The sequence below is a fragment of the Enterobacter hormaechei ATCC 49162 genome, from assembly GCF_001875655.1.
In the GTDB taxonomy this organism is placed as follows: domain Bacteria; phylum Pseudomonadota; class Gammaproteobacteria; order Enterobacterales; family Enterobacteriaceae; genus Enterobacter; species Enterobacter hormaechei.
In genome coordinates this window covers 1,554,059-1,578,742 of the sequence record NZ_MKEQ01000001.1, presented here as the reverse complement: position 1 = coordinate 1,578,742, position 24,684 = coordinate 1,554,059, and the positions used below count along the sequence as shown (strand labels likewise).

Here is a 24,684-nt window from a genome sequence, read left to right as displayed (position 1 = left end):
AACAGAGAATGGCCATTCCAAAATTAACCGCTTACGCGCTGCCAACCGCCGCCGAACTGCCGACCAACAAGGTGAACTGGGCGTTTGAGCCGGAACGCGCCGCACTGCTGATCCATGATATGCAGGAATACTTTCTGAACTTCTGGGGCGAAAATAGCGACATGATGCAGCAGGTGGTGGCGAACATCGCCAGACTGCGCGCGTACTGCAAAGAACACAACATTCCCGTGTACTACACCGCGCAGCCGAAAGAGCAGAGCGATGAAGACCGCGCCCTGCTGAACGATATGTGGGGGCCGGGCCTGACCCGCTCGCCGGAGCAGCAGCGCATCGTCGAAGAGCTGACCCCGGACGAAGCGGACACCGTGCTGGTGAAGTGGCGCTACAGCGCGTTTCACCGCTCGCCGCTGGAGCAGATGCTGAAAGAGACCGGCCGCAATCAGCTTTTGATCACCGGCGTGTACGCCCACATCGGCTGCATGACCACCGCCACCGACGCCTTTATGCGCGACATCAAGCCGTTCTTTATCGCCGACGCGCTGGCGGATTTCACCCGCGACGAGCACCTGATGTCGCTGAAATACGTGGCCGGTCGCTCTGGCCGCGTGGTGATGACCGACGAGCTGCTGCCGTCCGTTCCGGCAACGAAAGCCGCGCTGCGTGAGCTGATCCTGCCGCTGCTGGACGAGTCCGACGAACCGATGGATGACGAAAACCTGATCGACTTCGGTCTGGATTCAGTGCGCATGATGGCGCTGGCCGCCCGCTGGCGCAAAGTGCACGGCGACATTGATTTTGTGATGCTGGCAAAAAATCCGACCCTCGACGCCTGGTGGGCGCTGCTCTCCCGCGAGGTGAAGTAATGGCGGGGTTCGATTTTACCGGCAAAACGGTCTGGGTGACGGGCGCGGGTAAGGGCATTGGCTATGCGACCGCGCTGGCGTTTGTGGAGGCGGGCGCGCAGGTGACCGGGTTCGATCTGGCCTTTCCGCAGGGCGATTATCCGTTTGCCACCGAAACGCTGGACGTGGCGGACGCGGCGCAGGTGAGTGACGTTTGCGGGCGTTTACTCAGCACCCTTGAGCGGCTCGACGTGCTGGTCAACGCAGCGGGTATTCTGCGCATGGGGGCGACGGATCAACTCTCGCAGGAGGACTGGCAGCAGACTTTTGCGGTCAACGTCGGCGGTGCGTTCAACCTGTTCCAGCAGACGATGGGCCAGTTCCGCCGTCAGCAGGGGGGGGCGATTGTCACCGTGGCCTCCGACGCGGCGCACACGCCGCGCATCGGCATGAGCGCCTATGGCGCGTCAAAAGCGGCGCTGAAAAGCCTGGCGCTGACCGTCGGACTGGAGCTGGCGGGCAGCGGCGTGCGCTGTAACCTGGTGTCGCCAGGCTCAACGGATACCGACATGCAGCGCACCCTGTGGACCAGCAACGATGCCGAACAGCAGCGCATTCGCGGCTTTGGCGAGCAGTTCAAGCTCGGCATTCCGCTCGGTAAAATTGCCCGTCCGCAGGAGATTGCCAGCACGGTGCTGTTCCTGGCATCCGATGCCGCCAGCCATATCACCTTGCAGGACATCGTGATAGACGGCGGCTCCACGCTGGGGGCGTAATGATCTGGAAACGTCATTTATCCCTCGATGAGCTGAACGCCACCAGCCAGAACACGATGGTGGGGCACCTTGGCATCGTCTATACCCGCCTCGGGGACGATACGCTGGAAGCCGAAATGCCGGTGGATGCGCGTACCCATCAGCCGTTTGGCCTGCTGCACGGCGGGGCCTCGGCGGCGCTGGCGGAAACGCTCGGCTCAATGGCCGGTTTTCTGATGACCCGTGACGGGCAGAACGTGGTGGGCACGGAACTGAACGCCACCCACCACCGCGCGGTCTCTCACGGTAAGGTACGCGGCGTGTGTCAGCCGCTGCATCTGGGGCGTTCCAGCCAGAGCTGGGAGATCGTGGTTTTCGACGAGCAGGGACGGCGATGCTGTACCTGTCGGTTGAGTACGATGGTGTTGGGGTAAGGCATTCCGCTGAAAGTGATCGGCTTAACACTGTGGTGTAAATCTCTGGTTTGACCACGCATTATTGCGTTTCAAAGTTGTTAAATTTTATCCGTTGTTCTAGAAACAAAATGTAACATCTCACTGTTTCACAACAACGGACAACAACTATGAACAACTCAGGGAAATACCTTACGTGGGCGGTGCTCTCCGTGGTGGGAGCCTTTGCCCTGGGCTACATCGCCCTCAACCGGGGGGAGCAGATCAATGCGCTCTGGATCGTCGTCGCCTCCGTCTGCATTTATCTGATCGCGTACCGTTTTTATGGCCGCTATATCGCGAAGACGGTACTGGGCGTAGACGGCACGCGCATGACGCCTGCCGTGCGTCACAATGACGGTCTGGACTACGTGCCGACCGACAAAAAAGTGCTGTTCGGTCACCATTTTGCGGCGATTGCCGGGGCAGGCCCGCTGGTGGGGCCGGTGCTGGCGGCGCAGATGGGCTACCTGCCGGGGATGATCTGGATCCTCGCGGGGGTGGTGCTGGCGGGCGCGGTGCAGGACTTTATGGTGTTGTTTGTCTCCACCCGCCGCGACGGGCGCTCGCTGGGTGAACTGGTGAAAGAGGAGATGGGGGCGACCGCCGGGGTGATTGCGCTGGTGGCGACCTTTATGATCATGGTGATCATCCTCGCGGTGCTGGCGATGATCGTGGTGAAAGCGTTGACCCACAGCCCGTGGGGGACGTATACCGTCGCCTTTACCATTCCGCTGGCGCTGTTTATGGGGATCTACATTCGCTACCTGCGCCCGGGACGCATTGGCGAAGTGTCGGTGATTGGCCTGGTGTTCCTGGTGTTTGCCATTATTTCCGGCGGCTGGGTAGCGGAAAGCCCGACCTGGGCACCGTTCTTCGACTTTACCGGCGTACAGCTGACCTGGATGCTGGTGGGCTACGGCTTCGTGGCGGCGGTGCTGCCGGTATGGCTGCTGCTGGCCCCGCGTGACTATCTCTCTACGTTCCTGAAAATCGGCACCATTGTCGGGCTGGCAATCGGCATCCTGATTATGCGTCCGACCCTGACCATGCCTGCGCTGACCAAATTCATTGACGGCACCGGCCCGGTCTGGACCGGCAACCTGTTCCCGTTCCTGTTTATCACCATCGCCTGTGGCGCGGTGTCGGGCTTCCACGCGCTGATCGCTTCTGGCACCACGCCGAAGATGCTGGCGAATGAAAATCAGGCCTGCCTGATTGGCTACGGCGGCATGCTAATGGAGTCCTTCGTTGCCATCATGGCGCTGGTCTCTGCCTGCATCATCGATCCGGGCGTCTACTTTGCGATGAACAGCCCGATGGCGGTACTGGCTCCGGCAGGCACCGTTGATGTGGTCGCTTCTGCCGCGCAGGTGGTGAGTGGCTGGGGCTTTGCGATCACCCCGGAAACATTGACCCATATCGCCAACGAGGTAGGCGAGCAGTCGATAATTTCCCGTGCGGGTGGGGCACCGACGCTGGCGGTGGGCATGGCCTACATCCTTCACGGCGCGCTGGGCGGGCTGATGGATGTCTCGTTCTGGTATCACTTCGCCATTCTGTTCGAGGCGCTGTTTATCCTGACGGCGGTGGATGCCGGTACGCGCGCGGCGCGCTTTATGTTGCAGGATCTGCTGGGGGTGATCTCCCCGAACCTGAAACGTACCGATTCACTCCCGGCTAACCTGCTGGCGACGGCACTGTGCGTGCTGGCGTGGGGCTACTTCCTGCATCAGGGCGTGGTCGATCCGCTGGGCGGGATTAACACCCTCTGGCCGCTGTTCGGTATCGCCAACCAGATGCTGGCGGGCATGGCGCTGATGCTTTGTGCCGTTGTCCTGTTCAAGATGAAGCGCCAGCGTTACGCCTGGGTGGCACTGGTGCCAACGGCGTGGCTGCTGATTTGTACCCTGACGGCGGGCTGGCAGAAAGCCTTCAGCCCGGACAACAAGGTGGGCTTCCTGGCGATCGCCAACAAGTTCCAGGCGATGATCGATAGCGGCAAGATCCCGTCGCAGTACACCGAATCCCAGCTGTCGCAGCTGGTGTTTAACAACCGTCTGGATGCCGGGCTGACCATCTTCTTTATGGTGGTGGTTGTGGTGCTGGCGTTGTATTCTCTCAAAACCGCGCTGGCGGCGTTGAAAGTCGACAAGCCAACGGCGAAAGAGACACCGTATGAGCCAATGCCTGAGAACCTGGACGAGATTGTGACCCAGGCGAAAGGGGCGCATTAATTTGAACAACCACCCCTCACCCTAACCCTCTCCCCAAAGGGGAGAGGGGACTTCTAACACCCTCTCCCCTTTGGGGAGAGGGCCGGGGTGAGGGGAACATGTGAGAAACGACTTATGTTTGACACCCTTTCCAAAGCAGGTAAGTACCTGGGCCAGGCCGCTAAAATGATGATTGGCGTGCCGGATTACGATAACTACGTCGAGCATATGCGCGTCAACCACCCGGACCAGACGCCCATGACCTACGAAGAATTTTTCCGCGACCGCCAGGACGCCCGCTACGGTGGCAAGGGCGGGGCGAAGTGCTGTTAACCCTCTTTTGGTAAATAGAGGCTGATCTGCTCCTGTTTACAGCCGTAGATCGCCGCCAGCTTTTCGCGGGTGCGCTTTTGCGGACGGGAGTCCAGCGCTTCCAGCTGTGACACGGCGGACTGGGTGATGCCAAGCTTCTCCGCCACCTCCTGCTGAGACATACCGCGTAAAATGCGCCAGGCGGCCTGTAGGCTGACCTTCTGCCAGGTCATGATGCTGCACACTTCTCCGGGCAATTCCACATCATCCAGGCTATCGTGTTCGACCTCAATATCCTCCAGATCGTCGTCGGTTTCATCGTCAATTTCTGCCATCTGTAAGAGCATACGAAAATACTCGTGATAGGGAATAACGACGTACTGCGTTTTCCCGTTATCGTCCTTGATTAGCTGTACAGCCATAGTTGGCACTCTCCTCATGCAGGTAAGTCGTTGAAGTTCTGCGCTTGACGGCCAAAACATAACAATGGTCATCGGGATCGTCCCGAAGCGTATAGATGATGCGGTAATCGCCAACGCGTAGCCGGAAATGATCTTCTGTCGCCGATATTTTCTTGATATCGGGCCGGGGAGCAGAGCGGTCATCTAACTCGGAGAGCTTTACCTCAATGCGATGCTGATACCGCTCGTCAATCTTTGAAAATGCCTTCTTTGCACCATTGGACCAGACAATCTTCATCCGTACCTCCACTGTACGCCCACACAAAATATAAGGGAATAATAAGACTATTAGATAAATTCCGAATTTCTAATGGGATACTGTAGAGCGGAGAAAAAATGGGTGAAAGCGGCAAAACGCGAATCGTCGAGGCGGCTCGAACAGGCCTCTGCCGGGCGACAGAGGCTTGCAGGAAATATGCGATCAGGCGTTCAACCCGCCGTCCACGTCCAGACCGGTGCCGGAAATTTGCCCCGCAGCCGGGCTGGCAAGAAACGTGACCGCCGCCGCGACGTCTTCCGGCTGACCGTAATGGCCCAGGGCAATAAGCTGACGCTGAGAGTCTGCCTGTTCCCCGTCTTCCGGGTTCATATCGCTGTTGGTCGGGCCGGGGTGCACCAGGTTAACGGTAATGCCGCGCGGCCCCAGATCGCGGGCCAGCCCGCGGGTAAGAGAGTTAAGGGCGGATTTGGTCATTGAGTAGACGGCAATGCCCGGCTGCGCCACGCGGTTTGCCAGACAGCTGCCGATGTTGATGATGCGTCCGCCGTCAGACATATGCACCAGCGCTTCCTGAATGGCGATCACCACGCCGCGAATGTTGACGTTAATCAGAGCGTCAATGTCTGCCAGGGTCATGGATTCCAGCGGGCCGCCGCGCGCAATCCCGGCGTTATTGACCAGAATGTCCAGCCCGCCGAGGGAGCGCGCCGCCTGCGTGACCGCATCCTGAATCGCCTGCGCGCTGGCGCTGTCGGCCTGAATCGCCTCGCCGTGTCGCCCCAGCGCGTTGATCTCATCGACGACCTGCTGTGCTTTATCGACGGATTTTTCGTAGGTGATAACCACATCGGCACCGGCGCGCGCCAGCGACAGCGCAATCGCCCGACCCAGCCCACGACTGGCGCCGGTAACCAGCGCCTTTTTACCTGTTAAATCGATCTGCATGATGACCTCGTTACGAGAGTGGTGAGAACCATCATTAGGTATAGTCCGTCGGCGTGATTAACGGCGGAAGGATTCCACCTTCTCAAACGCGGCGCGCAGAACGTCAGGCGTTAACGCAACCGGCAGATAGTGAATCGACTCTACCGGACGCAGGGTGTGGGCAATCACCTGATCCAGTTCGTCGCGGTTATTGATGTCGACGTCAAGCGCGCGCAACGTGGTCGGCAGGTTAAAGCGCCGGTACGCCGCCACCAGCTGCGCCAGCACGTCGTCCTGACCGAGCAGGGCGCTTTGCACCAGAATGCCGTAGGCCACCTTGGTGCCATGCAGGAATTTTTCCGTCTGCGGGAGCACGGTTAAGCCGTTGTGCACCGCATGCGCCGCCGCCACGCGGGTATAACGCTCACCCAGACCACCAACCATACCGCCTCCGGCAATAATCGCATCCACCACGTCCCGGAACGCCTGCGTTTGTTCCCCGCGCTGCTGATCCGCAAGCGCCTCTTCACTGCGCGCCAGCAGCACGTCGCGGATCGCCAGCGCACCGTTCAGGCCGAGACGCACGGTCAGAGGCAGGTTTTCCGGTTCAGGGGCGAGGACCACCGCTTCGTACCACTTCGCCAGCGTATCGCCGATGCCCGCCAGCAAATATTCTGCCGGGGCGTTCAGAATGATCTGCGGCTCTACCAGCACCAGAAAGTTGGCGTCGTCAAAAATCTCAAACTGTAGCGCCTGACCGGCATCGTTGTACCACACGGAGAGGGGCGTCCATGCCGCGCAGGTGGCGGCGATGGTGGGAATGCCCACGAACGGCACACCCAGACGACGCGCCACGGCCTTGACCGTATCCATCACCGCGCCGCCGCCCACGCCAATCACCACGCTCGCTTCACGGCCCGACTCGTTCACCAGATGAGTGACGTCACGCTCGCTGCAATGACCTTTAAACAGCAGATGTTTTGCCCCCGGCGCGTTAAAGCTCTCCGGCAGATAAGGGCGTGCGCCCTCGATTGCCCGCTCGCCGTAGATCCACACCGCGCGGGAAAGCTGTTCCGGCGTAAAGAAATCATCCAGCTGCGCAAGGCTTCCGCAATGAGAGAAGTAGTTCGCCGGGCCGGGCACGACGCGGATATCGGTGTTGCTCATGGTGTTGTCCTTTTTTAGCAAGCGCTAACCCGATGTTATGTCTGGACATCCGGATGGCTAATAATATTTCGCTTTATCTTATGCCTTTTCCGTCGTTGTCAGTCAACCGGAGCTGTGAAAAATTCGCTAAATCAGAAGAGTAATGAAGGATTTACGCGGATGGTTTCCAGTCGCCTTGAAATGCGCGGTATCAGCCTGGCCTTTTCCGGCTTTCAGGCGCTGTCGCGCGTGAATTTCACCTTAACCGGCGGGTCCGTACATGCGCTGACCGGTGCTAACGGCGCGGGGAAATCGACGCTGATGGCGGTGCTGTGCGGGACGCACGATCGTTATGAAGGCGAAATTTGCATTAATAACCAGCCGGTAAGTCTCCGCGAACCGCTGGACGCCAAACGGCTGGGCATCCACCTCGTGCAGCAGGAGGTGGACGTGGCGCTGATCCCCGGGCTGAGCATCGCAGAGAACATTATGCTCGACCAGCTGGCGCAGCCGGGGCACCGCTACCGCTGGCGCACCGTTCGCCAGCAGGCGCGGCAGGCGCTGGCGCAGCTGGATGTTTCGCTCGACGTTCGCCGCGCCATCGACAGCTGCACGCTGGCCGAAAAGCAGCAGATTTTGCTGGCGCGCGCCTTGTCTCATCACTGCCGTTTTTTGATCCTTGATGAACCCACCGCGCCGCTGGACGCGCACGAGAGCGAGCGTCTTTTTGCGGTGGTGAGACGTTTAAAAGATCAGGGTATCGGCGTGGTGTTTATCTCCCACCGTATTCACGAGCTGAAGGCCATCTGCGACACCCTGACGGTGCTGCGCGACGGCAAGATGATCGAGTCCGGCCCGATGGTCGATCTGAGCGGCGAAGCGATCGTCGAGAAGATGCTCGGCCATGTGCTGAGCGATATCTACCCGCCCGCGCGACCGCCGCACGGCGACGAAACCTTGCTGCGGGTGGAAGGGCTGCACGACGATGCGCTGCTGAAAGATATCTCCCTGCACCTGCGCAAGGGCGAAATCCTCGGCATTGCCGGGCTGGCGGGGGCGGGGAAAACCGAACTCTGTAAGGCGCTGTTTGGCGCCAGCAAAAGCCGCGTCGAACGCGGTGAGCTGAACCAACTGGCCTGGACCCCGCGCGACCCGGCAGACTCGGTGCTGCGCGGTCTGGCGCTGGTGCCGGAGGAGCGGCGCAAAGAGGGGATATTTATCGACGAGACGGTCAGCATGAACCTTGCCGTGTGCGCCGATAACAGCTTCTCGCGCTGGAGCCTGTTCGGTCATCGTCAGGCGTGGCGCTGGGCGGAAGAGATTATCGCCCGGGTTGGCGTGCGCACGCGCGGGCCGGGGCAGGTGCTGCTTCGGCTTTCCGGCGGCAACCAGCAGAAGATCGCCATTGGTAAATGGCTGCGCAACGATGCCAGCGTGCTGATATTCGACGAGCCGACCAAAGGCGTGGACGTGAAGGCCAAAACCGATCTGTTTCAGCTGATCGACGGCCTGGCGCGCGAGGGCAAGGGGGTGATTTACGCCTCGGGCGAATTTGCTGAACTGGTGGGATTGTGCGACCGCATCTGCGTGCTGTGGGACGGACGCATCGTGGCGGAAATCCCCGGGGCGGAGGCCCGCGAAGAGACACTACTTTATTATTCAACCGGAGGAACGGCGTCGTGAGCAAGGCCCTTTCAGTAACGGCGGCGGCGTCTGGCCGTCAGCAACTTTTTGATTTTCTCTACAGGTGGGGCATGCTGTTGACCGTCGTTGCGCTGGTGGCCGTGTTTGGCCTGGCATCCGACAGCTTCCTCGATCCGAATAACATCCTCAACATTCTGCGCGCGATCGCCATCGTGACGGTGATTGCCGTGGGCGTGTCGATTTCGCTCACCGTCGGCGGGTTCGATCTCTCCGTCGGCTCCACCGCGTCGCTGGCGAACGCGCTGGTGATTTCGCTTTTCGTCTGGCACGGCTTCGGCACTACCGAGTCGATTCTGATCACCCTCGCGCTCTGCACGCTGGTCGGCCTGTTTAACGCCTTTCTTATCGTCATCCTGCGCATTCCGGACATGCTCGCCACGCTTGCCAGCCTGTTTGTGATCCAGGGTGTGGCGATGACCTACAGCTACGGCGGGTCGATTACCGAGAACATGGTGCTGCCGAGCGGCGACATGGCTGAAGGCACCATTCCGGCGGCGTTCAGCCTGCTGGGGCAGGTGCCGACCATCGTCATCATCATGCTGGCGGTGACCCTTCTGGCACAGCTTGGGCTGTCGCTGACCACTCATGGACGCCGGATGTACGCCATTGGCGGCAACCCGGAAGCGGCGCGCCTCTCGGGCATTCGCACCACGCGCTACAAGGTGGCGGCCTACGTGATCGCCTCGCTGCTGGCGGGGCTGGGCGGGATTTTGCTGGCCTCGCGCATCGGGTCGTCGCAGGTGAATGCGGGCGGCGGGTATCTGATGGATGCGGTGGCGGCGGCGTGGATTGGCTTCTCGCTGGCCGGATCCGGCAAGCCGAACGCGCTGGGCACGCTGGTCGGGGCGGTTATTCTCGGCGTGCTGTCGAACGGGCTGGTGATGCTCTCCGTGCCGTATTACGCCATGGACATTATAAAAGGGCTGGTGCTCGCGGTGGCACTGGCGATTACTTACATACAAAAACGCTGACAACACAACGGGATAATAAATGAAAAAGATTGCGCTCTCTTTGGTGGCACTGGGGTTACTCACGGCTCTGCCGGGCTTTGCGGCCACGCCCGCGCCGGTTCCTGCTGCCATTGCCAACCACGACGGCCCGATCCGCATCGCGGTGATCCGCAACCTCGGCTCGGACGACAACACCACGCAGTTTGTTGCCGGGGCGATTCAGGAAGGGAAGAAGCTTGGCTTTAAGGTCAGCACCTTTTTGAGCAACGGGGACGACGCCAGATTCCAGGACTTTGTTAATCAGGCCATCAGCCAGAAATACGACGGGATTATTCTCTCTCAGGGGCGCGATCCTTACTCCACCGCGCTGGTGAAGAAAGCGGTGGATGCCGGGATCAAAGTCGCCGTGTTTGATACCGCCATGAACGGCGAGATCCCGGGCGTGACCGTCACCCAGCAGGATGATGCTTCCCTGACCAACCTCTCTTTTGGTCAGCTGGCGAAAGATTTCAACGGCAAGGCGAATATCGTCAAGCTGTGGGTCGCGGGTTTCCCGCCGATGGAGCGTCGTCAGGCGGCGTACAAAGAACTGCAAAAACAGTATCCGGAAATTAAAGAGCTGGAGTCCATCGGTGCCGTTTCCTCTGACGTGCAGGGCGATACCGCCAACAAGGTGGGCGCGATCCTCGCGAAGTACCCGAAAGGCAAAATCGACGCCATCTGGGGCACCTGGGATGCCTTCAGTCAGGGGGCGTATAAGGCGCTGAAAGAGAACGGCCGCACCGAGATCAAACTCTACAGCATCGACATCTCCAACCAGGACTTACAGCTGATGCGCGAGCCGGGTAGCCCGTGGGCAGTGAGCGTGGCGGTGGATCCGAAGCTGATTGGCGCGACCAACGTGCGCCTGATCGCTAACAAGATTGCCGGGGAAGCGACGCCTGCCACCTACGATTTCAAAGCAGCGGCCATTCCGCAGGCGCTGCTGGCCGCTCAGCCGGGCGCGGTGAACGTGGCGTCGCTGGGGAAAATCATTCCGGGCTGGGGCCAGACGGAAGATTTTGTTGCGCCGTGGTTTGCGACGCTTGCCGCTAAAAACAAGTAAACCCAAGCCGGGTGGCGGCTGCGCCTTACCCGGCCTACATTTCGCACCCGTAGGCCCTGTAAGCGTAGCGCCACCGGGCGTAAGGAGCATAAGGTGTCTCAATTACCCCCTCCCGAATACAGCCGCAATATGCGGCTGATTGGCCACAGCGATCAGGGCGGTCGCCCGGACGGCGTACAGCTGATGGTGCACCGCGGTTTCGCCTATATCGGCCATATGGTGTCGCAGGGCTTTTCCATTGTCGACGTACGCGACCCGAAAAACCCGAAAGCCGTGGGCTACGTGCCCGCGCCACCCGGCACCTGGAATGTGCACCTACAGGCGCACGACGACCTGCTGCTGGTGATTAACGCCCGGGATCTGTTTGCCGATGCGCGCTTTGCCGACGAGAAGGTCTACTATACCCGTCAGGTGGGGGAGACCGTCAGCGACGTGCAGGGCAAAGGCTGGAGCGCCGGGCTTCGCGTGTTTGATATCTCCACGCCGGACAGACCGCGCGAGATTGGTTTTCTGTCGCTGAGCGGCATCGGTATTCACCGCATCTGGTACGTGGGTGGTCGCTGGGCGTACGTGTCGGCGCTGATCGACGGTTTTACGGATTATATTTTCCTGACAATCGATCTGGCGGACCCGCGTAAGCCCGAAGTGGCAGGGCGCTGGTGGCTGCCGGGGATGAACCAGGCCGCAGGGGAAAAGCCCACGTGGCCGGAGGGCAAACGCTACGCCCTGCATCACGCGATTATCGCGGGCGATACCGCCTACGGCAGCTGGCGCGACGGCGGCCTGACGCTGCTGGACGTGAAGGACCGCAATCAGCCTAAGCTGATTAGCCACCGTAACTGGAGTCCGCCGTTTGGTGGCGGAACGCACACCGCGCTGCCGCTGCCGGACCGCGATCTGCTGGTGGTGCTGGATGAAGCGGTGCTCGACAATCAGGAAGATGGCGAGAAGCTGATCTGGCTGTTTGATATCCGCGAGCCGTCGAACCCGGTGAGCATCGCCACCTTTCCGCAGCCGGATGAAACCGACTACGTGGCGAAAGGGGCGCACTTCGGCCCGCATAACCTGCACGAGAACCGGCCAGGGAGCTTCGTCAGCTCGACGCTGATCTTCGCAACGTACCAGAACGCGGGCGTGCGCGCGTATGACATTTCTAATCCGTATCGACCGGTGGAAACAGGCGCGCTGGTGCCCGCCGCGCCGGAGAGGATGATGGATACGCGGCCGAATCGCCCGCAGGTGATCCAGTCGTGCGACGTGTTTGTGGATGCGCAGGGGATCATATACAGCACGGATTATAACGGCGGGATGTCGGTGATTGAGTATTTGGGGTGAGTGCGGTTTGATGCCCTCACCCCGGCCCTCTCCCACAGGGAGAGGGAGAAAATCAGCTGTACTGCCGCACCCTTGCCACCAGCTCTTCCGCGCTGTCGATACGCTCGGCAATCACAATCAGCGCTTTACCGAGCGTTATCGCATGGCGCAGGCATTCGTGACGCATCGCTTCATCCTGGATGGTGTCGATATCCGCAACGTGCGAAAGCCCGACGCTCCGGCGAATTAATTCGGTGCCGCAGAAGCCAATGGCGTCATGCCAGATCTTCTTCAGAAACACGGAGGCATAGCCCGGCGCGCTGAGCGCGGCGTCGCGGGATTTCTCGTTCGCCAGCGCCTGGAAGCGCTCCGCGAAGGTGTTCCACAGCTCCTGAATATCGGTCAGGCGCTGCTCGCGCGCGGCGGCGGCATCGCGAATGCCAAGGTGCCCCGGCAGGCCGCAGAAGTTGAGCAGCAGGTTGCCGATGGCGGTGCCGACGTCAAAGCCAATCGGCCCGAAATAGCCGAACTCGGCGTCGATGGCCTTCAGGCTACCGTCGGCCACAAAAATTGACCCGCTGTGGATGTCCCCGTGCAGCAGGGCTTCGGCGTGCGAGAAGAAGCGGTGCTTGAGGGAGGCCACGGCAATTTTTAGCTGAGCGTCGTCGCGCAGGGCGGCGACGTCATTTTCCAGCTCGGCAGGATAGTTATTGCGCTCATGGATCTGGTACGGATCGTTGAAGAACAGATCTTCGGTGATCTCGCACATCTCCGGGTTGATGAATTTTGCCACCTGCGCTTTTTTCTCGTGCGGATGCAGATAAAAATCGCTGGTGTGGAACAGGGTGTGAGCAAGGTATTCGCCCAGCTGACGCGCCGCCTGCGGGTAGTAAATATTGTTGATCAGCTCGCCGCGCCAGATGCGATGGCTGGAGAGATCTTCCATCACCATCACCGCCAGTTCCGGGTCAAAGTGGTGGATTTTCACCGTGTGCTGCGGGCTGTGCTGGTAGTGTTCCACCAGCGTTTGCGCTTCAAGACGGGCGCGGTCCAGCGTCAGCGGCCAGGACTCGCCCACGCAGCGCACGTAGGGCAGCGCCTGCTTAACGATGATGCGGCTCACGCCCGCGCTGTCGAAAATTTTAAAGACCAGATTGAGGTTGCCGTCGCCAATTTCCTGCGCCTCTACCAGCGATGAAGGATCGTCAAGTCCGCCAAACTGCCTGGCATACTCCACGGCGTCCTGAGCGGTAAAGGTACGGTATTGCGACATGGCCTGCTCCTCAGTTTTGCTAATTAAGACATGTAGACGTCTATACATCTGGATTTCATCCTGACACAATGTGCTACAACAACGCAACAGGGAATTAACGACATGCAGACATTACAGACGACCAGCCTGCGGGTGGCGGATAATCAGCTCTTTATTCTCGACCAGCAGGCGCTTCCGCAGGAGAAACGCTGGCTGGATGCCTCGACGGTGGAGGCGCTGGTTGGGCACATCCACGCCCTGCGGGTGCGCGGCGCGCCGCTGATTGGTCTCTCTGCAAGCCTGCTGCTGGCGCTGCTGGCGGAAAACGGCAAAAGCCGCGACGAGCTGGCGGTGGCGCTGGAAACCCTGCGCGCCTCCCGTCCGACGGCGGTGAACCTGATGAACAATCTCGACCGCATGAAGCTGGCGCTCTGGCAGGAGGCGTTCGTTCCGGCGCTGGTGGCTGAAGCGCTGCGCCTGATTGACGAAGACAAACGGCTTTGCGACGCGATTGCGCAAGCGGGCAGCGCGCTGGTGAAGCCCGGCAGCCGTCTGCTGACCCACTGCAACACCGGCGGGCTGGCGACGGCGGGTGTCGGCACCGCGTTGGGCGTGATTGCCCGCGCGCATCAGGAAGGTAAGGTAAGCAACGTCTGGGTGGATGAAACCCGTCCGCTGTTGCAGGGCGGCAGGCTGACCGCATGGGAATTGGGCGAGCTGGGCGTGCCGTATCAGCTGATTACCGACTCCATGGCCGCCAGCCTGATGGCAAAAGGGCAGGTGGACGCCGTGTGGGTGGGGGCAGACCGTATTGCCGCCAATGGCGACGTGGCGAACAAAATTGGCACCTATTCCCTGGCGGTGCTGGCGAAGTTCCACGGCATTCCGTTCTACGTCGCCGCCCCGCAAACGACCCTCGACCCGGACTGTCCGAACGGGGACGCGATCCCGATTGAGCAGCGCGCGGCCAGCGAAGTGACGGGCGTGGCGGGGAGCTTTGGCGCGGTGCAGTGGGCGCCGGAGGACGCGCAGGTCTATAACCCGGCGTTTGACGTTACGCCCGCCTCGCTGATTAGCGGTTGGGTGCTGGATACGGGCGTGGTCACGCCGGACGAGGTGGCGGCAGGGAAATTTGCCTGAGAATAGCTAGCCTGAAGGGGCGCTCAACTGGTGAGGTAGGTGAAGGGGCTGAGGGTTCCCCAGTAATTTCAAAGCAGAAGCAATAACGTTGCCTTCAGAATAACTGAAGGCTTTCAGCGATGCCTCGGTCCGGCTGTAAATCGCTGAGGCGTTTCCAGTAGGCCGGGGCGAGGCGCAGGGATGCGCCGAGAGGGCGGGCTTTACAGGGATGTTCCCCCTCACCCTAACCCTCTCCCCAAAGGGGCGAGGGGACTGTTCGGTGCTGGCTCATCAAGCCAGGCGTGGATACGCATCCGCAATGGCATCTCCGGTAAACTGCGCCACCCAGCCTTCCGGGTTATCGAAAATACGAATCGCCGTAAAGTTCGGCTCTGAGCCCATATCAAACCAGTGCGGTGTGCCTGCGGGAACGGAAATCAGATCGTTTTTCTCGCACAGCACCTGATACACCTCATCGCCAATGTGCAGGCAGAACAACCCGGCGCCTTCCACGAAGAAGCGCACTTCGTCTTCGCCGTGAGTGTGTTCGTTGAGAAACTTCGCGCGTAGCGCCGCTTTCTGCGGATTGTCGGCGCGCAGGCTGATGACATCCCAGCTCTGATAGCCTTTCTCTGCCACCAGCTTGTCGATCGCATGTTGATACGCCGCGATCACGGCTTCAGGCGCGGGATCGTGTCCTAAATCGCGATCCGCCGCCCAGCGTTCAAACCGCACGCCTTTGGCGTTCAGCTGTTGGGCGATTTCGGCGGCGTCGGTGCTGTGCCACAGGTGCTGGCGGGCGTCTTTATCGGAATAAATGGTCAATGCGCTCATGAAGGGATCTGCTCCGGATTAATCTCGTCAAACTGGTGGATCTGATGGTGATGGCTCGCGCCGTCATCTTCACCGCGAATCAGTTGCAGGGTACGGAAACCCGCCTGTTCAGCCGCGTCCAGCTCCTGATGAATATCCGACAGGAACAGGATCTGCGACGGGGCGATGCCCGTTTGCGCCGCAATGTTTTGATAAGACTGCACCTCGCGCTTAGCGCCAATGTGGGTATCAAAATAGCCGCTGAACAGATGAGTAATATCACCTTCATCGCTGTAGCCAAATAACAGTTTCTGCGCGGCAACGGAGCCAGAGGAATAAACATAGAGATCAATCCCTTGCGCCTTCCACTTTTCCAGCGCGGGCAGCACGTCAGGGTAGAGGTGGCCGGTAAAGTCGCCGTTGACGTAACCGTCCTGCCAGATGATGCCTTGCAGGGCTTTGAGCGCCGTCGATTTGCGGTCTTCATCCATAAAGGTAAACAGCACGTTGATGAGATCGCTGACGCTGGCATGCGGAGCGCTGATTTCATCGCGCAGGTTGTCCAGAATCGATTTGACCGGCTCGGCGTACTGCTGCGCGGTCACGAAGGCCGCCAGCCGCTCACGCGCGTAGGGGAACAAAACATCATGGACAAAACGGATATCGCTGGTGGTTCCTTCAATATCCGTCACAATCGCGCGAATCATACTCTCTCCCATTGTCGTAGACGCATTTCGCATTCAAATAAGAATTCTAATCCTTCCAGGTGACGGCGGGCTTCGGCCACGTCGCGTCCCCAGCAGGTTAAGCCATGACCGCGCAGAAGAAAACCATAATTAAGCGGGCGTTCCTGGGCGTAATGGGCGATGCGCGAGGCGAGGGCGTCAATGTCCTGGTCGTTATCAAACACCGGGATGGACACCGTGTCCCGGTGCGTGGTCTGCCCGGTAAGGGATTTTTGCATCTCGAAACCGGTGATCTTCAGCTCGGCCTCGTTGACCAGACGTGACAGCACCGTCGCATTGACGGTGTGAACGTGCAGGACGGCGTTAGCCTCCGGGAACAGGCGATAGATAAGGGTATGCAGCCCGGTCTCTGCCGACGGTTTACGCCCGGACGGCGCGCGGTTGGTGGCGATCTCAACCTGTAGAAAATCGGCGGGAGTCAGGCTGCCTTTATCTTTTCCCGATTCGCTGAGCCAGCACAGGTGTTCATCCTGACGCACGGACATATTGCCGCCGGTAGCGGGCGCCCAGCCTTTAGCGCCAATCCAGCGGCAGGCCTCGACCAGGTGCGTGAGTTGCAGGTTGTCTGTCATTGCCTTTTGCCCTCTCGGTCAGGAATAGTTATATCGTTTAGACGTCTAAGCGTCTTGATTGCCAAAGACTAACATCGTGTTATAGTGTCAGCAACATAAGTATTACAGGCAGGTAACGCACAATGAGCCATAACGCATTGATTCCTCAGAGTAAACTTCCTAATCTCGGCACGACGATTTTTACCCAGATGAGCGCCCTGGCGCAGCAGCACAACGCCATTAATCTCTCACAAGGATTCCCGGATTTTGACGGGCCGAAATATTTGCAGGAGCGTCTGGCGTACCACGTTGCTCAGGGAGCCAACCAGTATGCGCCGATGACCGGCGTACAGGCGTTGCGTGAAGCCATTGCGGATAAAACGGCGGCGTTGTACGGCCATAAGCCCGATGCGAACAGCGATATCACGGTAACCGCAGGGGCGACCGAAGCGCTGTATGCGGCGATCACCGCCCTGGTGCGTACGGGCGATGAAGTTATCTGTTTTGATCCCAGCTACGATAGCTACGCCCCGGCGATTGAACTGGCTGGCGGCGTGGTGAAACGCGTGGCGCTTCAGCCGCCGCATTTTCGTCCGGACTGGCAGGCGTTTGCCGCACTGCTAAGCGATAAAACCCGGATGGTGATCCTGAATACGCCGCACAATCCGTCGGCGACGGTGTGGCAGAAACGTGATTTTGCCGCCCTGTGGCAGGCCATTGCCGAACGTGAAATCTATGTTCTGAGCGACGAGGTATATGAGCACATCTGCTTCGCGAAAGAGGGGCATGCCAGCGTGCTGGCGCATCCGCAGCTTCGCGAGCGTGCAGTTGCGGTATCATCATTTGGCAAAACCTACCATATGACCGGCTGGAAGGTAGGGTACTGCGTGGCGCCTGCCGCCATCAGCGCTGAACTGCGTAAAGTGCACCAGTATCTGACGTTTGCGGTGAACACACCTGCTCAACTGGCGCTGGCGGATATGCTTGGCAGCGAACCCGGGCACTACCGTGAACTGCCGGATTTTTACCGTGCGCGTCGGGATCGGTTTGTGAATGCGTTAAGCAAAAGCCGTCTGGAGATTTTACCCTGTGAAGGAACCTATTTCCTGCTGGCCGACTACAGCGCGATTTCCGATCTCGATGATGTGAGTTTCTGCCAGTGGCTGACGAAAGAGGTGGGCGTGGCGGCTATTCCGCTGTCGGTGTTCTGCGCCGATCCCTTCCCGCATAAGCTTATCCGACTTTGCTTTGCGAAACAGGAATCGACGCTGCTGGCCGCGGCAGAGCGCTTAAATAAACTCTGACTATTTCACCGTCTAGGCTTCTGAGAAACGACGGTCTGCGAAGAGTTCCAGCAGGCCGTTGATCTGCTTCAGCCGCAGCACTTCATCGCTGTCCATGCCTAACTCTTTACCGATTTTCTCCTCGCTCCAGCCCATCAGCGCCAGTTCACGCACAATCTCCGCCATGGCGTTGATCTGGTGGCGGCCACGCGCGCGGTTGTGGCGAATGGTCGCGGCCATGCGGTCGAACTTTGCCTGACGCTCTTTGCGCAGGCAGGTGACGGGAAGATAACCTTTAAGCTGGCGCTTCAGAATAGCCCGATGACGGCCAATATCATGCCGGTGAAAACCATCCACAATTTCGTAGTGCTGCGGCGCATTTTCCGTCACAACGATAGGCTGCGTGAATCCATCCAGCTCCAGTGACGTGGTGAGCAACCGTTTTTCCGGTGGCGCAACGTTATTAGGGTTGTAATCATTGGCCGTGATGTCGTCCTGTTTTACCCATAATACGCAGTCTATGGGCTGATCGCGGAAAGGGCTGATGTGATGTAATGCCAGACGAAAAGCATTTATGGCGTTAATTCGCTCGTCTTCAGAAAGCGTCTGAAGATAAGCTTCCATTTCGTTGATTATTCGTTGTTGCATAAAATTCCCCATTCCTTACGCTTCGCTTTCACCCTTTCGTTGTAGCGCTGATAGTGTTTAGGCTTATTTGGGCTAAACGAGAGTGCCCGGCACCAATAGTCATTGTTAAGTAAAACCTTACAAATACGTCGCCAGGAAGGGATATCTTTTGCGCCAATGTCACCCTCCTGCGTATCGGGAATATCGTCCATGCCTCGCTTTTGATACCAGTGAAGATAAATCGCGATTTTATTGCGGTAATGTTCGGCTGTATTTTGCGGCATGCTGTCGAGCAATAGCATCGCGTATTCGCGCCAGCTGAGGTGATCGGGTTTCAGGATCTTCCTGTGTCCATAAAAATGGTTATCGTGCCCGGCATAAATACCCCCGCTGCGCACGCCGCTGGCGCGTTCACACATGGCCGCCCAGCGTTCAGGTTCAATGACATGATAGAGCCACAGCCCCTGGCGCTGCTCCGGCCCAAAGGGTTCACAGATGCGCATATAACGTGGCGGTACGCCGGCCTTGTACATCAGATCGTAGAGCGGGTTATAGCAGCATTTTGTTTTCGCGAACCACGTCCAGATATCGGCGGTTTTCCAGTCGTAGAGAGGGTAGATATACCAGGTGTGTCCGCCCGGTGCGACGGTCGTCCAGGGTTTATCGTCAGAGAAGCGCTGCTTACGTGCAGACGCAATCGCCAGAAAGCGGTTGTAGGATTCATCGGCACGAATGCCTATCATCATGGCCGCGGGACGATTGAGGGAAAACCAGTCGGAGAAGCTGCGTACGAAGGTTTCGAAGGTCATTCCTGGCTGGTAAAACGGAAAAAAGGCAGGGTCGGTAATGGCATCGTCGGGGGGCTGTCGCACCCATTGCGTGTCGGGTTCCCAGCATTGCCACTCTGGTTGAAACTGCGACAGCGAATTTTGAGTGGTAAGGGGAAGGGCTACCCACCAGAAGTGGTCTATCACATCGCTGTAGAGTGAACGCATGTGCTCAATGTGGGCGATGGTATAGGTGAACTGCGCTTCCCAGTCTATAAACAGCACGTCAATTTTTCTTTTCATCTGCCTGGCCCGCAGCGCCGTAAGATGCAGCATGACGGTAGAATCTTTACCGCCTGAAAAGGAGACGCAAACCCGGGGGATATTCTCAAGCGTCCACGCTATTCGCGCCTCGGTCGCGCTGAGGACATTTTGGGGTAAGGGTATTTTATAGATTGACATGATCATTCTCTTCCTGAGTAATAATTGCCTGACGGTGGCGTCAATACCAGAAAGGATACAACAGCGGAGATTAATTAAGGGAGGTAAATTGTATGATTTTTTTTAAATATCATTTTAATGAATGTTACTGGGAGAATTTCTGGCTACCCATCAAGCAGCCAGTCATCTTTAGCTACGGGGTGGAACAAGTTCATCAATAAAATTAGAAAATGCCGGGCTGTTCAGCGCCGAGCGGTTGTACATCATGTATATATTGATGGACGGGAATGTAAGGTTAGTCTCAATTCTGCGCAGGTTTAATGCCTCGCCGTATTGTTCGAATGCCGGAACGGGCACCAGGCCAATAATATCGGTGAAGCTGATCATCGACAGCAGTGAAATATAGGAGTCACTGCGAAAGACAATATTTCTTTCGGGAAGCAGTATTTCCGCATTTTCCTGATACGTTTTGACACTTGTCTCATCGCTTAAAAAGGCGGTGAAATTTTCACGCAGGAGTTCATCAGGCGTAGCGTTCAGCCCGATACGCGGATGGTCCTTCCGGCAGACCAGCGTAAACTGCATCTCATAATACAGGCTGCACGCGGTAGAACGGCTATTCAGCGGAGAGAAGGCGAAAACAAGATCGGCCTTGCGGTAGGCTAACAGGTCTTCAGCGGAATCCGGCGCGAGAAAAACATCATGCAGTTCAATGTGATAATTGTACTTGTCCATGAGCAGCTGCATGGGTTCAAGCATGATTTTGGGCGTCATAAATTGCGGACAGTAGATCACAAAACTTTTCTTAAGCCCGCTGGAATGCATCATGTTAATGGTCTGTTCCAGATGGTTGAGATTCTGTTCCAGATGATGATGCAGATTGACGCCCACGGTGGTAGGCGTAATGCCTTTACCGGAGCGAATGAACAAGGGATCGTTAAGCTGCCCGCGCAGGCGTTGCAGCGACTGGCTTACGGCGGATGGCGTAATATAAAGCGTTTCAGCCGCTTTACTGATGCTGAGATGCTGATAAATGCATTCAAATATGACTAAAAGATTAAGGTCAAATTTTTTAAGGTCGTAGAGATTTGCCATGATTCATCCTGATGATGCCGTGTATGCTGAAGTTATCACATCACTGATAACTATAGATTGAAGCCAGCCATTTACAATCCGTGTGACTAACTTACTTAATTAGTTTTTTAAGTCACCTTAATATATCACGGCGTCGGATTAATGAAATAGTTCTTCAAAGGAAGTTAAGATAATTTTATCTTTAGCAGTGCGGTAGAGAAGGGAATACACAATTGACATTTATATTTCATTAAAGATATATAAACCGGGTACATTTCTTCGCATTAATATTTGTACATCGTTCGATAAAACCTATCACAACTATAGGCAGGAATGCCGCCACGGTGCATTGCCCTTCCTCTTCACTGGTGTTGTAATCAAAGCGCTGTTACAGCCTTGATACAAGGTAAGTAGAGCGCAACGCAACGCCAGTTCCGGCTGGCACTGAATGTACCTGCGGGGAATTCAGGTATCAGGGCCGCCCGTCGAGGCGGCCTTTTTACTTTCAGGCTTTCCTGTAAAAGGTTCACCTTGCTGTCTTGTTGAAGTTGTAAGGTTTGGCTGATTGATTTGATAAAGCATACGCATTAGCCCCGATGAACAAAGTTGGTTACCTTACATCTCAACGAAAACACGGAGGAAGTACAGATGTCTTTGATTAACACCAAAATTAAACCTTTCAAAAACCAGGCGTTCAAAAACGGTGAGTTCATTGAAGTGACCGAGAAAGATACCGAAGGCCGCTGGAGCGTGTTCTTCTTCTATCCGGCTGACTTCACCTTCGTTTGCCCGACCGAACTGGGCGACGTGGCAGACCACTACGAAGAACTGCAAAAGCTGGGCGTCGATGTTTACTCTGTTTCTACCGATACCCACTTCACCCACAAAGCGTGGCACAGCAGCTCTGAAACTATCGCGAAAATCAAATACGCGATGATCGGCGACCCGACTGGCGCCCTGACCCGTAACTTTGACAACATGCGTGAAGATGAAGGCCTGGCTGACCGTGCGACCTTCGTTGTTGACCCGCAGGGCATTATCCAGGCTATCGAAGTTACCGCTGAAGGTATCGGCCGTGATGCATCTGACCTGCTGCGCAAAGTGAAAGCGGCTCAGTACGTTGCTTCTCACCCAGGCGAAGTGTGCCCGGCGAAATGGAAAGAAGGCGAAGCGACGCTGGCTCCATCTCTGGACCTGGTCGGCAAGATCTAAGTCTGTAAAGCCTGGCGGCGCTGCGCTTGCACAGGCCTACGGTATCGTAGGCCGGGTAAACGAAGTGCCTCCGGCAATCAATGGGCGCACCCGCGCCCATTTCATTCCAGCACCATGATGCAAGTTGCATTCAGGCAGCCCGTATAAGGCGGCTTGCATGATGACGTTTTAAGAGAGGGAAGAATAATGCTCGACACGAATATGAAAACCCAGCTCAAGGCCTACCTTGAGAAACTGACCAAACCTGTTGAGCTGATTGCCACGCTGGACGACAGCGCGAAATCGGCAGAAATCAAAGCACTGCTGACAGAGATTGCTGAGCTGTCGCCGAAAGTGACCTTTAAAGAAGACAATACTCTGGCAGTCCGTAAGCCTTCTTTCCTGATTGCCAACCCGGGGTCTGACCAGGGGCCGCGTTTCGCGGGTTCTCCGCTGGGCCACGAATTTACCTCCCTGGTGCTGGCGCTGCTGTGGACCGGTGGTCATCCGTCAAAAGAAGCGCAGGCGCTGCTGGAGCAGATCCGCGATATCGACGGTGATTTTGAGTTTGAAACCTATTACTCACTCTCCTGCCACAACTGCCCGGACGTGGTGCAGGCGCTGAACCTGATGTCAGTCCTCAACCCGCGCATTAAGCATACGGCGATTGACGGCGGTACGTTCCAGAACGAAATCACCGAGCGCAACGTGATGGGCGTTCCGGCGGTTTACCTGAATGGTCAGGAGTTCGGTCAGGGCCGTATGACGCTGACTGAAATCGTCGCCAAAGTGGATACCGGCGCAGAAAAACGCGCGGCAGAAGAGCTTAACCAACGCGATGCGTACGATGTGCTGATTGTCGGCTCCGGCCCGGCGGGCGCGGCAGCGGCGGTCTACTCCGCACGTAAAGGGATCCGTACCGGTCTGATGGGCGAACGTTTTGGTGGTCAGGTACTGGATACCGTGGACATTGAGAACTACATTTCCGTGCCGAAAACTGAAGGTCAGAAACTGGCCGGGGCGTTGAAAGCGCACGTCAGCGATTACGACGTGGATGTGATTGACAGCCAGAGCGCCAGCAAACTGGTTCCGGCGGCGGTGGAAGGTGGCTTACACCAGATTGAAACCGCTTCTGGCGCGGTGCTGAAAGCGCGCAGCGTGATCATTGCCACCGGTGCAAAATGGCGCAACATGAACGTTCCGGGCGAAGATCAGTATCGCACCAAAGGCGTGACCTATTGCCCGCACTGTGACGGCCCGCTGTTCAAAGGTAAACGCGTGGCGGTGATCGGCGGCGGTAACTCTGGCGTGGAAGCGGCTATCGATCTGGCGGGAATTGTTGAACACGTTACCCTGCTGGAGTTCGCCCCGGAGATGAAAGCGGACCAGGTGTTGCAGGATAAAGTGCGTAGCCTGACTAACGTCGACATTGTGCTCAATGCCCAGACGACAGAAGTGAAAGGCGACGGCAGCAAAGTGACCGGTCTGGAATACCGTGACCGCGTGAGTGGTGATATCCACAGCGTAGCGCTGGCGGGGATCTTTGTGCAGATTGGCCTGCTGCCTAACACCACCTGGCTGGAAGGCGCGATTGAGCGCAACCGCATGGGCGAGATCATTATTGATGCGAAATGCGAAACCAGCGTGAAAGGGGTATTTGCGGCGGGCGACTGCACCACCGTGCCGTACAAACAGATCATCATCGCCACCGGCGAAGGTGCGAAAGCGTCACTGAGTTCGTTTGATTACCTGATTCGCACCAAAACCGCATAATAAAAGAAAGTAAGACGACATCTGCAATGTAAGAGGCCACCAGACGGTGGCCTCTTTTTTTATCTGACAACCATCACCGGAATGTGGGTGTGGCGGATCACGCTGGAGGCGTTCGACCCCAGCAGGTGAGTGGTGATAGACGGGTTGCGCGAACCGATGACCACGACGTCTGCGTTCAGCTCCCCGGCAAGCTCGTTAACGGCATCGCGTACGCTACCGAAGCGGACATGGGTTTTGATGCGGGAAGGATCGATGCTGAAATGGCCGACCATGGTTTGCAGCCGCGTCTCGGCTTCATGCTGTAAATGCTCTTCAAAACGACGCACGTCGGCGGCAAAGCGATGCAGGCTCAGGCTGGCCGAGCCTGGTAAAACATGCAGAAGATGAATAACTCCGTCCTGCTGCGCGAGAAATTCCGCGTGACGTACTGCCTTATCACTCAGTTCCATTTCGAAAACATCAACCGGCATAATGATTGTTTGATACATAACCGTTTCTCCTTGTTTATAAACGCTGAAATCATTCAACCACAAAATATAAGTGGTTTCTGTAATCCCGACAGCACTTTTTATATCGCCAGGATAAATCTCAAAACAGCCGGATTCCGGGGCAGATCCCGAGAGGTAGCTACCCTTTTATAAGCTTA

At 57.6% G+C, this 24,684-nt stretch carries 25 protein-coding genes; 13 read left to right on the top strand and 12 right to left on the bottom strand.

The window, feature by feature from the left end:
- Positions 1 to 8: 8 nt before the first annotated feature.
- The 5 genes from BH712_RS07900 (at position 9) to BH712_RS07880 (ending at position 4,598) form a co-directional block, all read left to right on the top strand.
- On the top strand, positions 9 to 863 hold the full coding sequence (locus BH712_RS07900; protein WP_032673593.1) for an isochorismatase: 855 nt from the start codon (positions 9 to 11) through the stop codon (positions 861 to 863).
- On the top strand, positions 863 to 1,618 hold the full coding sequence (gene entA, locus BH712_RS07895) for a 2,3-dihydro-2,3-dihydroxybenzoate dehydrogenase EntA (RefSeq protein ID WP_006809674.1): 756 nt from the start codon (positions 863 to 865) through the stop codon (positions 1,616 to 1,618). Before BH712_RS07900 ends, entA begins: the two co-directional genes overlap by 1 nt.
- On the top strand, positions 1,618 to 2,031 hold the full coding sequence (gene entH, locus BH712_RS07890) for a proofreading thioesterase EntH (protein WP_006809673.1): 414 nt from the start codon (positions 1,618 to 1,620) through the stop codon (positions 2,029 to 2,031). Before entA ends, entH begins: the two co-directional genes overlap by 1 nt.
- Before the next feature lie 149 nt (positions 2,032 to 2,180).
- Complete coding sequence (gene cstA, locus BH712_RS07885) at positions 2,181 to 4,286, top strand: pyruvate/proton symporter CstA (RefSeq protein ID WP_006809672.1); 2,106 nt, start codon at positions 2,181 to 2,183, stop codon at positions 4,284 to 4,286.
- Between the two features lie 114 nt (positions 4,287 to 4,400).
- The gene (locus tag BH712_RS07880) at positions 4,401 to 4,598 is read left to right on the top strand and encodes a YbdD/YjiX family protein (RefSeq protein ID WP_006809671.1); all 198 of its coding nucleotides are present in this window, start codon (positions 4,401 to 4,403) and stop codon (positions 4,596 to 4,598) included.
- Here the strand turns inward: BH712_RS07880 and BH712_RS07875 are convergent.
- The 4 genes from BH712_RS07875 to BH712_RS07860 all read right to left on the bottom strand — a co-directional run bounded on the left by BH712_RS07875 (position 4,595) and on the right by BH712_RS07860 (position 7,349).
- Entirely contained in the window at positions 4,595 to 4,999 is a 405-nt protein-coding gene (locus BH712_RS07875) for a helix-turn-helix domain-containing protein (protein ID WP_032673592.1), read from the bottom strand. The two genes, BH712_RS07880 and BH712_RS07875, sit on opposite strands and share 4 nt — an antisense overlap.
- The gene (locus BH712_RS07870) at positions 4,971 to 5,276 is read right to left on the bottom strand and encodes a type II toxin-antitoxin system RelE family toxin (RefSeq protein WP_032673591.1); all 306 of its coding nucleotides are present in this window, start codon (positions 5,274 to 5,276) and stop codon (positions 4,971 to 4,973) included. Before BH712_RS07870 ends, BH712_RS07875 begins: the two co-directional genes overlap by 29 nt.
- 183 nt (positions 5,277 to 5,459) lie before the next feature.
- On the bottom strand, positions 5,460 to 6,203 hold the full coding sequence (locus tag BH712_RS07865; RefSeq protein WP_006809669.1) for an SDR family NAD(P)-dependent oxidoreductase: 744 nt from the start codon (positions 6,201 to 6,203) through the stop codon (positions 5,460 to 5,462).
- A gap of 57 nt (positions 6,204 to 6,260) precedes the next feature.
- Entirely contained in the window at positions 6,261 to 7,349 is a 1,089-nt protein-coding gene (locus BH712_RS07860) for an oxidoreductase (protein WP_006809668.1), read from the bottom strand.
- 159 nt (positions 7,350 to 7,508) lie between these two features.
- Here BH712_RS07860 and BH712_RS07855 point away from each other — a divergent pair, with 159 nt between their 5' ends.
- From BH712_RS07855 to BH712_RS07840, 4 genes are all read left to right on the top strand, one after another.
- Complete coding sequence (locus BH712_RS07855; RefSeq protein ID WP_006809667.1) at positions 7,509 to 9,011, top strand: sugar ABC transporter ATP-binding protein; 1,503 nt, start codon at positions 7,509 to 7,511, stop codon at positions 9,009 to 9,011.
- Positions 9,008 to 10,003, top strand: coding sequence for an ABC transporter permease (locus tag BH712_RS07850; RefSeq protein ID WP_006809666.1), 996 nt, complete (start codon positions 9,008 to 9,010; stop codon positions 10,001 to 10,003). Before BH712_RS07855 ends, BH712_RS07850 begins: the two co-directional genes overlap by 4 nt.
- A 19-nt stretch (positions 10,004 to 10,022) precedes the next feature.
- Positions 10,023 to 11,087, top strand: a complete 1,065-nt coding sequence (locus tag BH712_RS07845) for a sugar ABC transporter substrate-binding protein (protein WP_006809665.1) — start codon at positions 10,023 to 10,025, stop codon at positions 11,085 to 11,087.
- 93 nt (positions 11,088 to 11,180) lie between these two features.
- Positions 11,181 to 12,422, top strand: a complete 1,242-nt coding sequence (locus BH712_RS07840) for an LVIVD repeat-containing protein (protein ID WP_006809664.1) — start codon at positions 11,181 to 11,183, stop codon at positions 12,420 to 12,422.
- Positions 12,423 to 12,474: 52 nt separating this feature from the next.
- On the opposite strand, the gene mtnK is transcribed toward BH712_RS07840, so the two are convergent.
- The gene (mtnK, locus tag BH712_RS07835; RefSeq protein WP_032673590.1) at positions 12,475 to 13,674 is read right to left on the bottom strand and encodes an S-methyl-5-thioribose kinase; all 1,200 of its coding nucleotides are present in this window, start codon (positions 13,672 to 13,674) and stop codon (positions 12,475 to 12,477) included.
- 102 nt (positions 13,675 to 13,776) lie between these two features.
- Here mtnK and mtnA point away from each other — a divergent pair, with 102 nt between their 5' ends.
- Positions 13,777 to 14,793, top strand: coding sequence for an S-methyl-5-thioribose-1-phosphate isomerase (gene mtnA / locus BH712_RS07830; RefSeq protein ID WP_006809662.1), 1,017 nt, complete (start codon positions 13,777 to 13,779; stop codon positions 14,791 to 14,793).
- Between the two features lie 270 nt (positions 14,794 to 15,063).
- Here mtnA and BH712_RS07825 read toward each other — a convergent pair whose 3' ends face one another.
- From BH712_RS07825 to BH712_RS07815, 3 genes are read right to left on the bottom strand one after another with little or no spacing between them, the layout of a single operon-like run.
- On the bottom strand, positions 15,064 to 15,606 hold the full coding sequence (locus BH712_RS07825) for a 1,2-dihydroxy-3-keto-5-methylthiopentene dioxygenase (RefSeq protein ID WP_006809661.1): 543 nt from the start codon (positions 15,604 to 15,606) through the stop codon (positions 15,064 to 15,066).
- Positions 15,603 to 16,292, bottom strand: a complete 690-nt coding sequence (gene mtnC / locus BH712_RS07820) for an acireductone synthase (RefSeq protein WP_006809660.1) — start codon at positions 16,290 to 16,292, stop codon at positions 15,603 to 15,605. Before mtnC ends, BH712_RS07825 begins: the two co-directional genes overlap by 4 nt.
- On the bottom strand, positions 16,289 to 16,903 hold the full coding sequence (locus BH712_RS07815) for a methylthioribulose 1-phosphate dehydratase (protein ID WP_006809659.1): 615 nt from the start codon (positions 16,901 to 16,903) through the stop codon (positions 16,289 to 16,291). Before BH712_RS07815 ends, mtnC begins: the two co-directional genes overlap by 4 nt.
- Before the next feature lie 122 nt (positions 16,904 to 17,025).
- Here BH712_RS07815 and BH712_RS07810 point away from each other — a divergent pair, with 122 nt between their 5' ends.
- A complete protein-coding gene (locus BH712_RS07810; RefSeq protein WP_006809658.1) occupies positions 17,026 to 18,186 on the top strand; it encodes a pyridoxal phosphate-dependent aminotransferase in 1,161 nt (386 codons plus the stop codon).
- A 12-nt stretch (positions 18,187 to 18,198) separates the two neighbouring features.
- Here BH712_RS07810 and BH712_RS07805 read toward each other — a convergent pair whose 3' ends face one another.
- The 3 genes from BH712_RS07805 to citR all read right to left on the bottom strand — a co-directional run bounded on the left by BH712_RS07805 (position 18,199) and on the right by citR (position 21,095).
- A complete protein-coding gene (locus tag BH712_RS07805) occupies positions 18,199 to 18,813 on the bottom strand; it encodes an IbrB-like domain-containing protein (RefSeq protein WP_006809657.1) in 615 nt (204 codons plus the stop codon).
- The gene (locus BH712_RS07800; RefSeq protein ID WP_032673757.1) at positions 18,798 to 20,021 is read right to left on the bottom strand and encodes a phosphoadenosine phosphosulfate reductase; all 1,224 of its coding nucleotides are present in this window, start codon (positions 20,019 to 20,021) and stop codon (positions 18,798 to 18,800) included. The genes BH712_RS07805 and BH712_RS07800 overlap by 16 nt, the downstream gene beginning before the upstream one ends.
- A 168-nt stretch (positions 20,022 to 20,189) precedes the next feature.
- Positions 20,190 to 21,095 (bottom strand): DNA-binding transcriptional repressor CitR, encoded by a 906-nt coding sequence (gene citR, locus BH712_RS07795; protein ID WP_006809655.1) that lies wholly within the window; start codon positions 21,093 to 21,095, stop codon positions 20,190 to 20,192.
- A 627-nt stretch (positions 21,096 to 21,722) separates the two neighbouring features.
- On the opposite strand from citR, the gene ahpC reads away from it, so the two are divergent.
- Together ahpC and ahpF are read left to right on the top strand one after the other, a co-directional pair.
- A complete protein-coding gene (gene ahpC / locus BH712_RS07790) occupies positions 21,723 to 22,286 on the top strand; it encodes an alkyl hydroperoxide reductase subunit C (RefSeq protein ID WP_014882974.1) in 564 nt (187 codons plus the stop codon).
- Between the two features lie 186 nt (positions 22,287 to 22,472).
- Positions 22,473 to 24,038 (top strand): alkyl hydroperoxide reductase subunit F, encoded by a 1,566-nt coding sequence (gene ahpF, locus BH712_RS07785; RefSeq protein ID WP_006809653.1) that lies wholly within the window; start codon positions 22,473 to 22,475, stop codon positions 24,036 to 24,038.
- A 59-nt stretch (positions 24,039 to 24,097) separates the two neighbouring features.
- Here the strand turns inward: ahpF and uspG are convergent, their stop codons facing one another.
- Complete coding sequence (uspG, locus tag BH712_RS07780) at positions 24,098 to 24,526, bottom strand: universal stress protein UspG (protein ID WP_006809652.1); 429 nt, start codon at positions 24,524 to 24,526, stop codon at positions 24,098 to 24,100.
- Between the last annotated feature and the right edge of the window lie 158 nt (positions 24,527 to 24,684).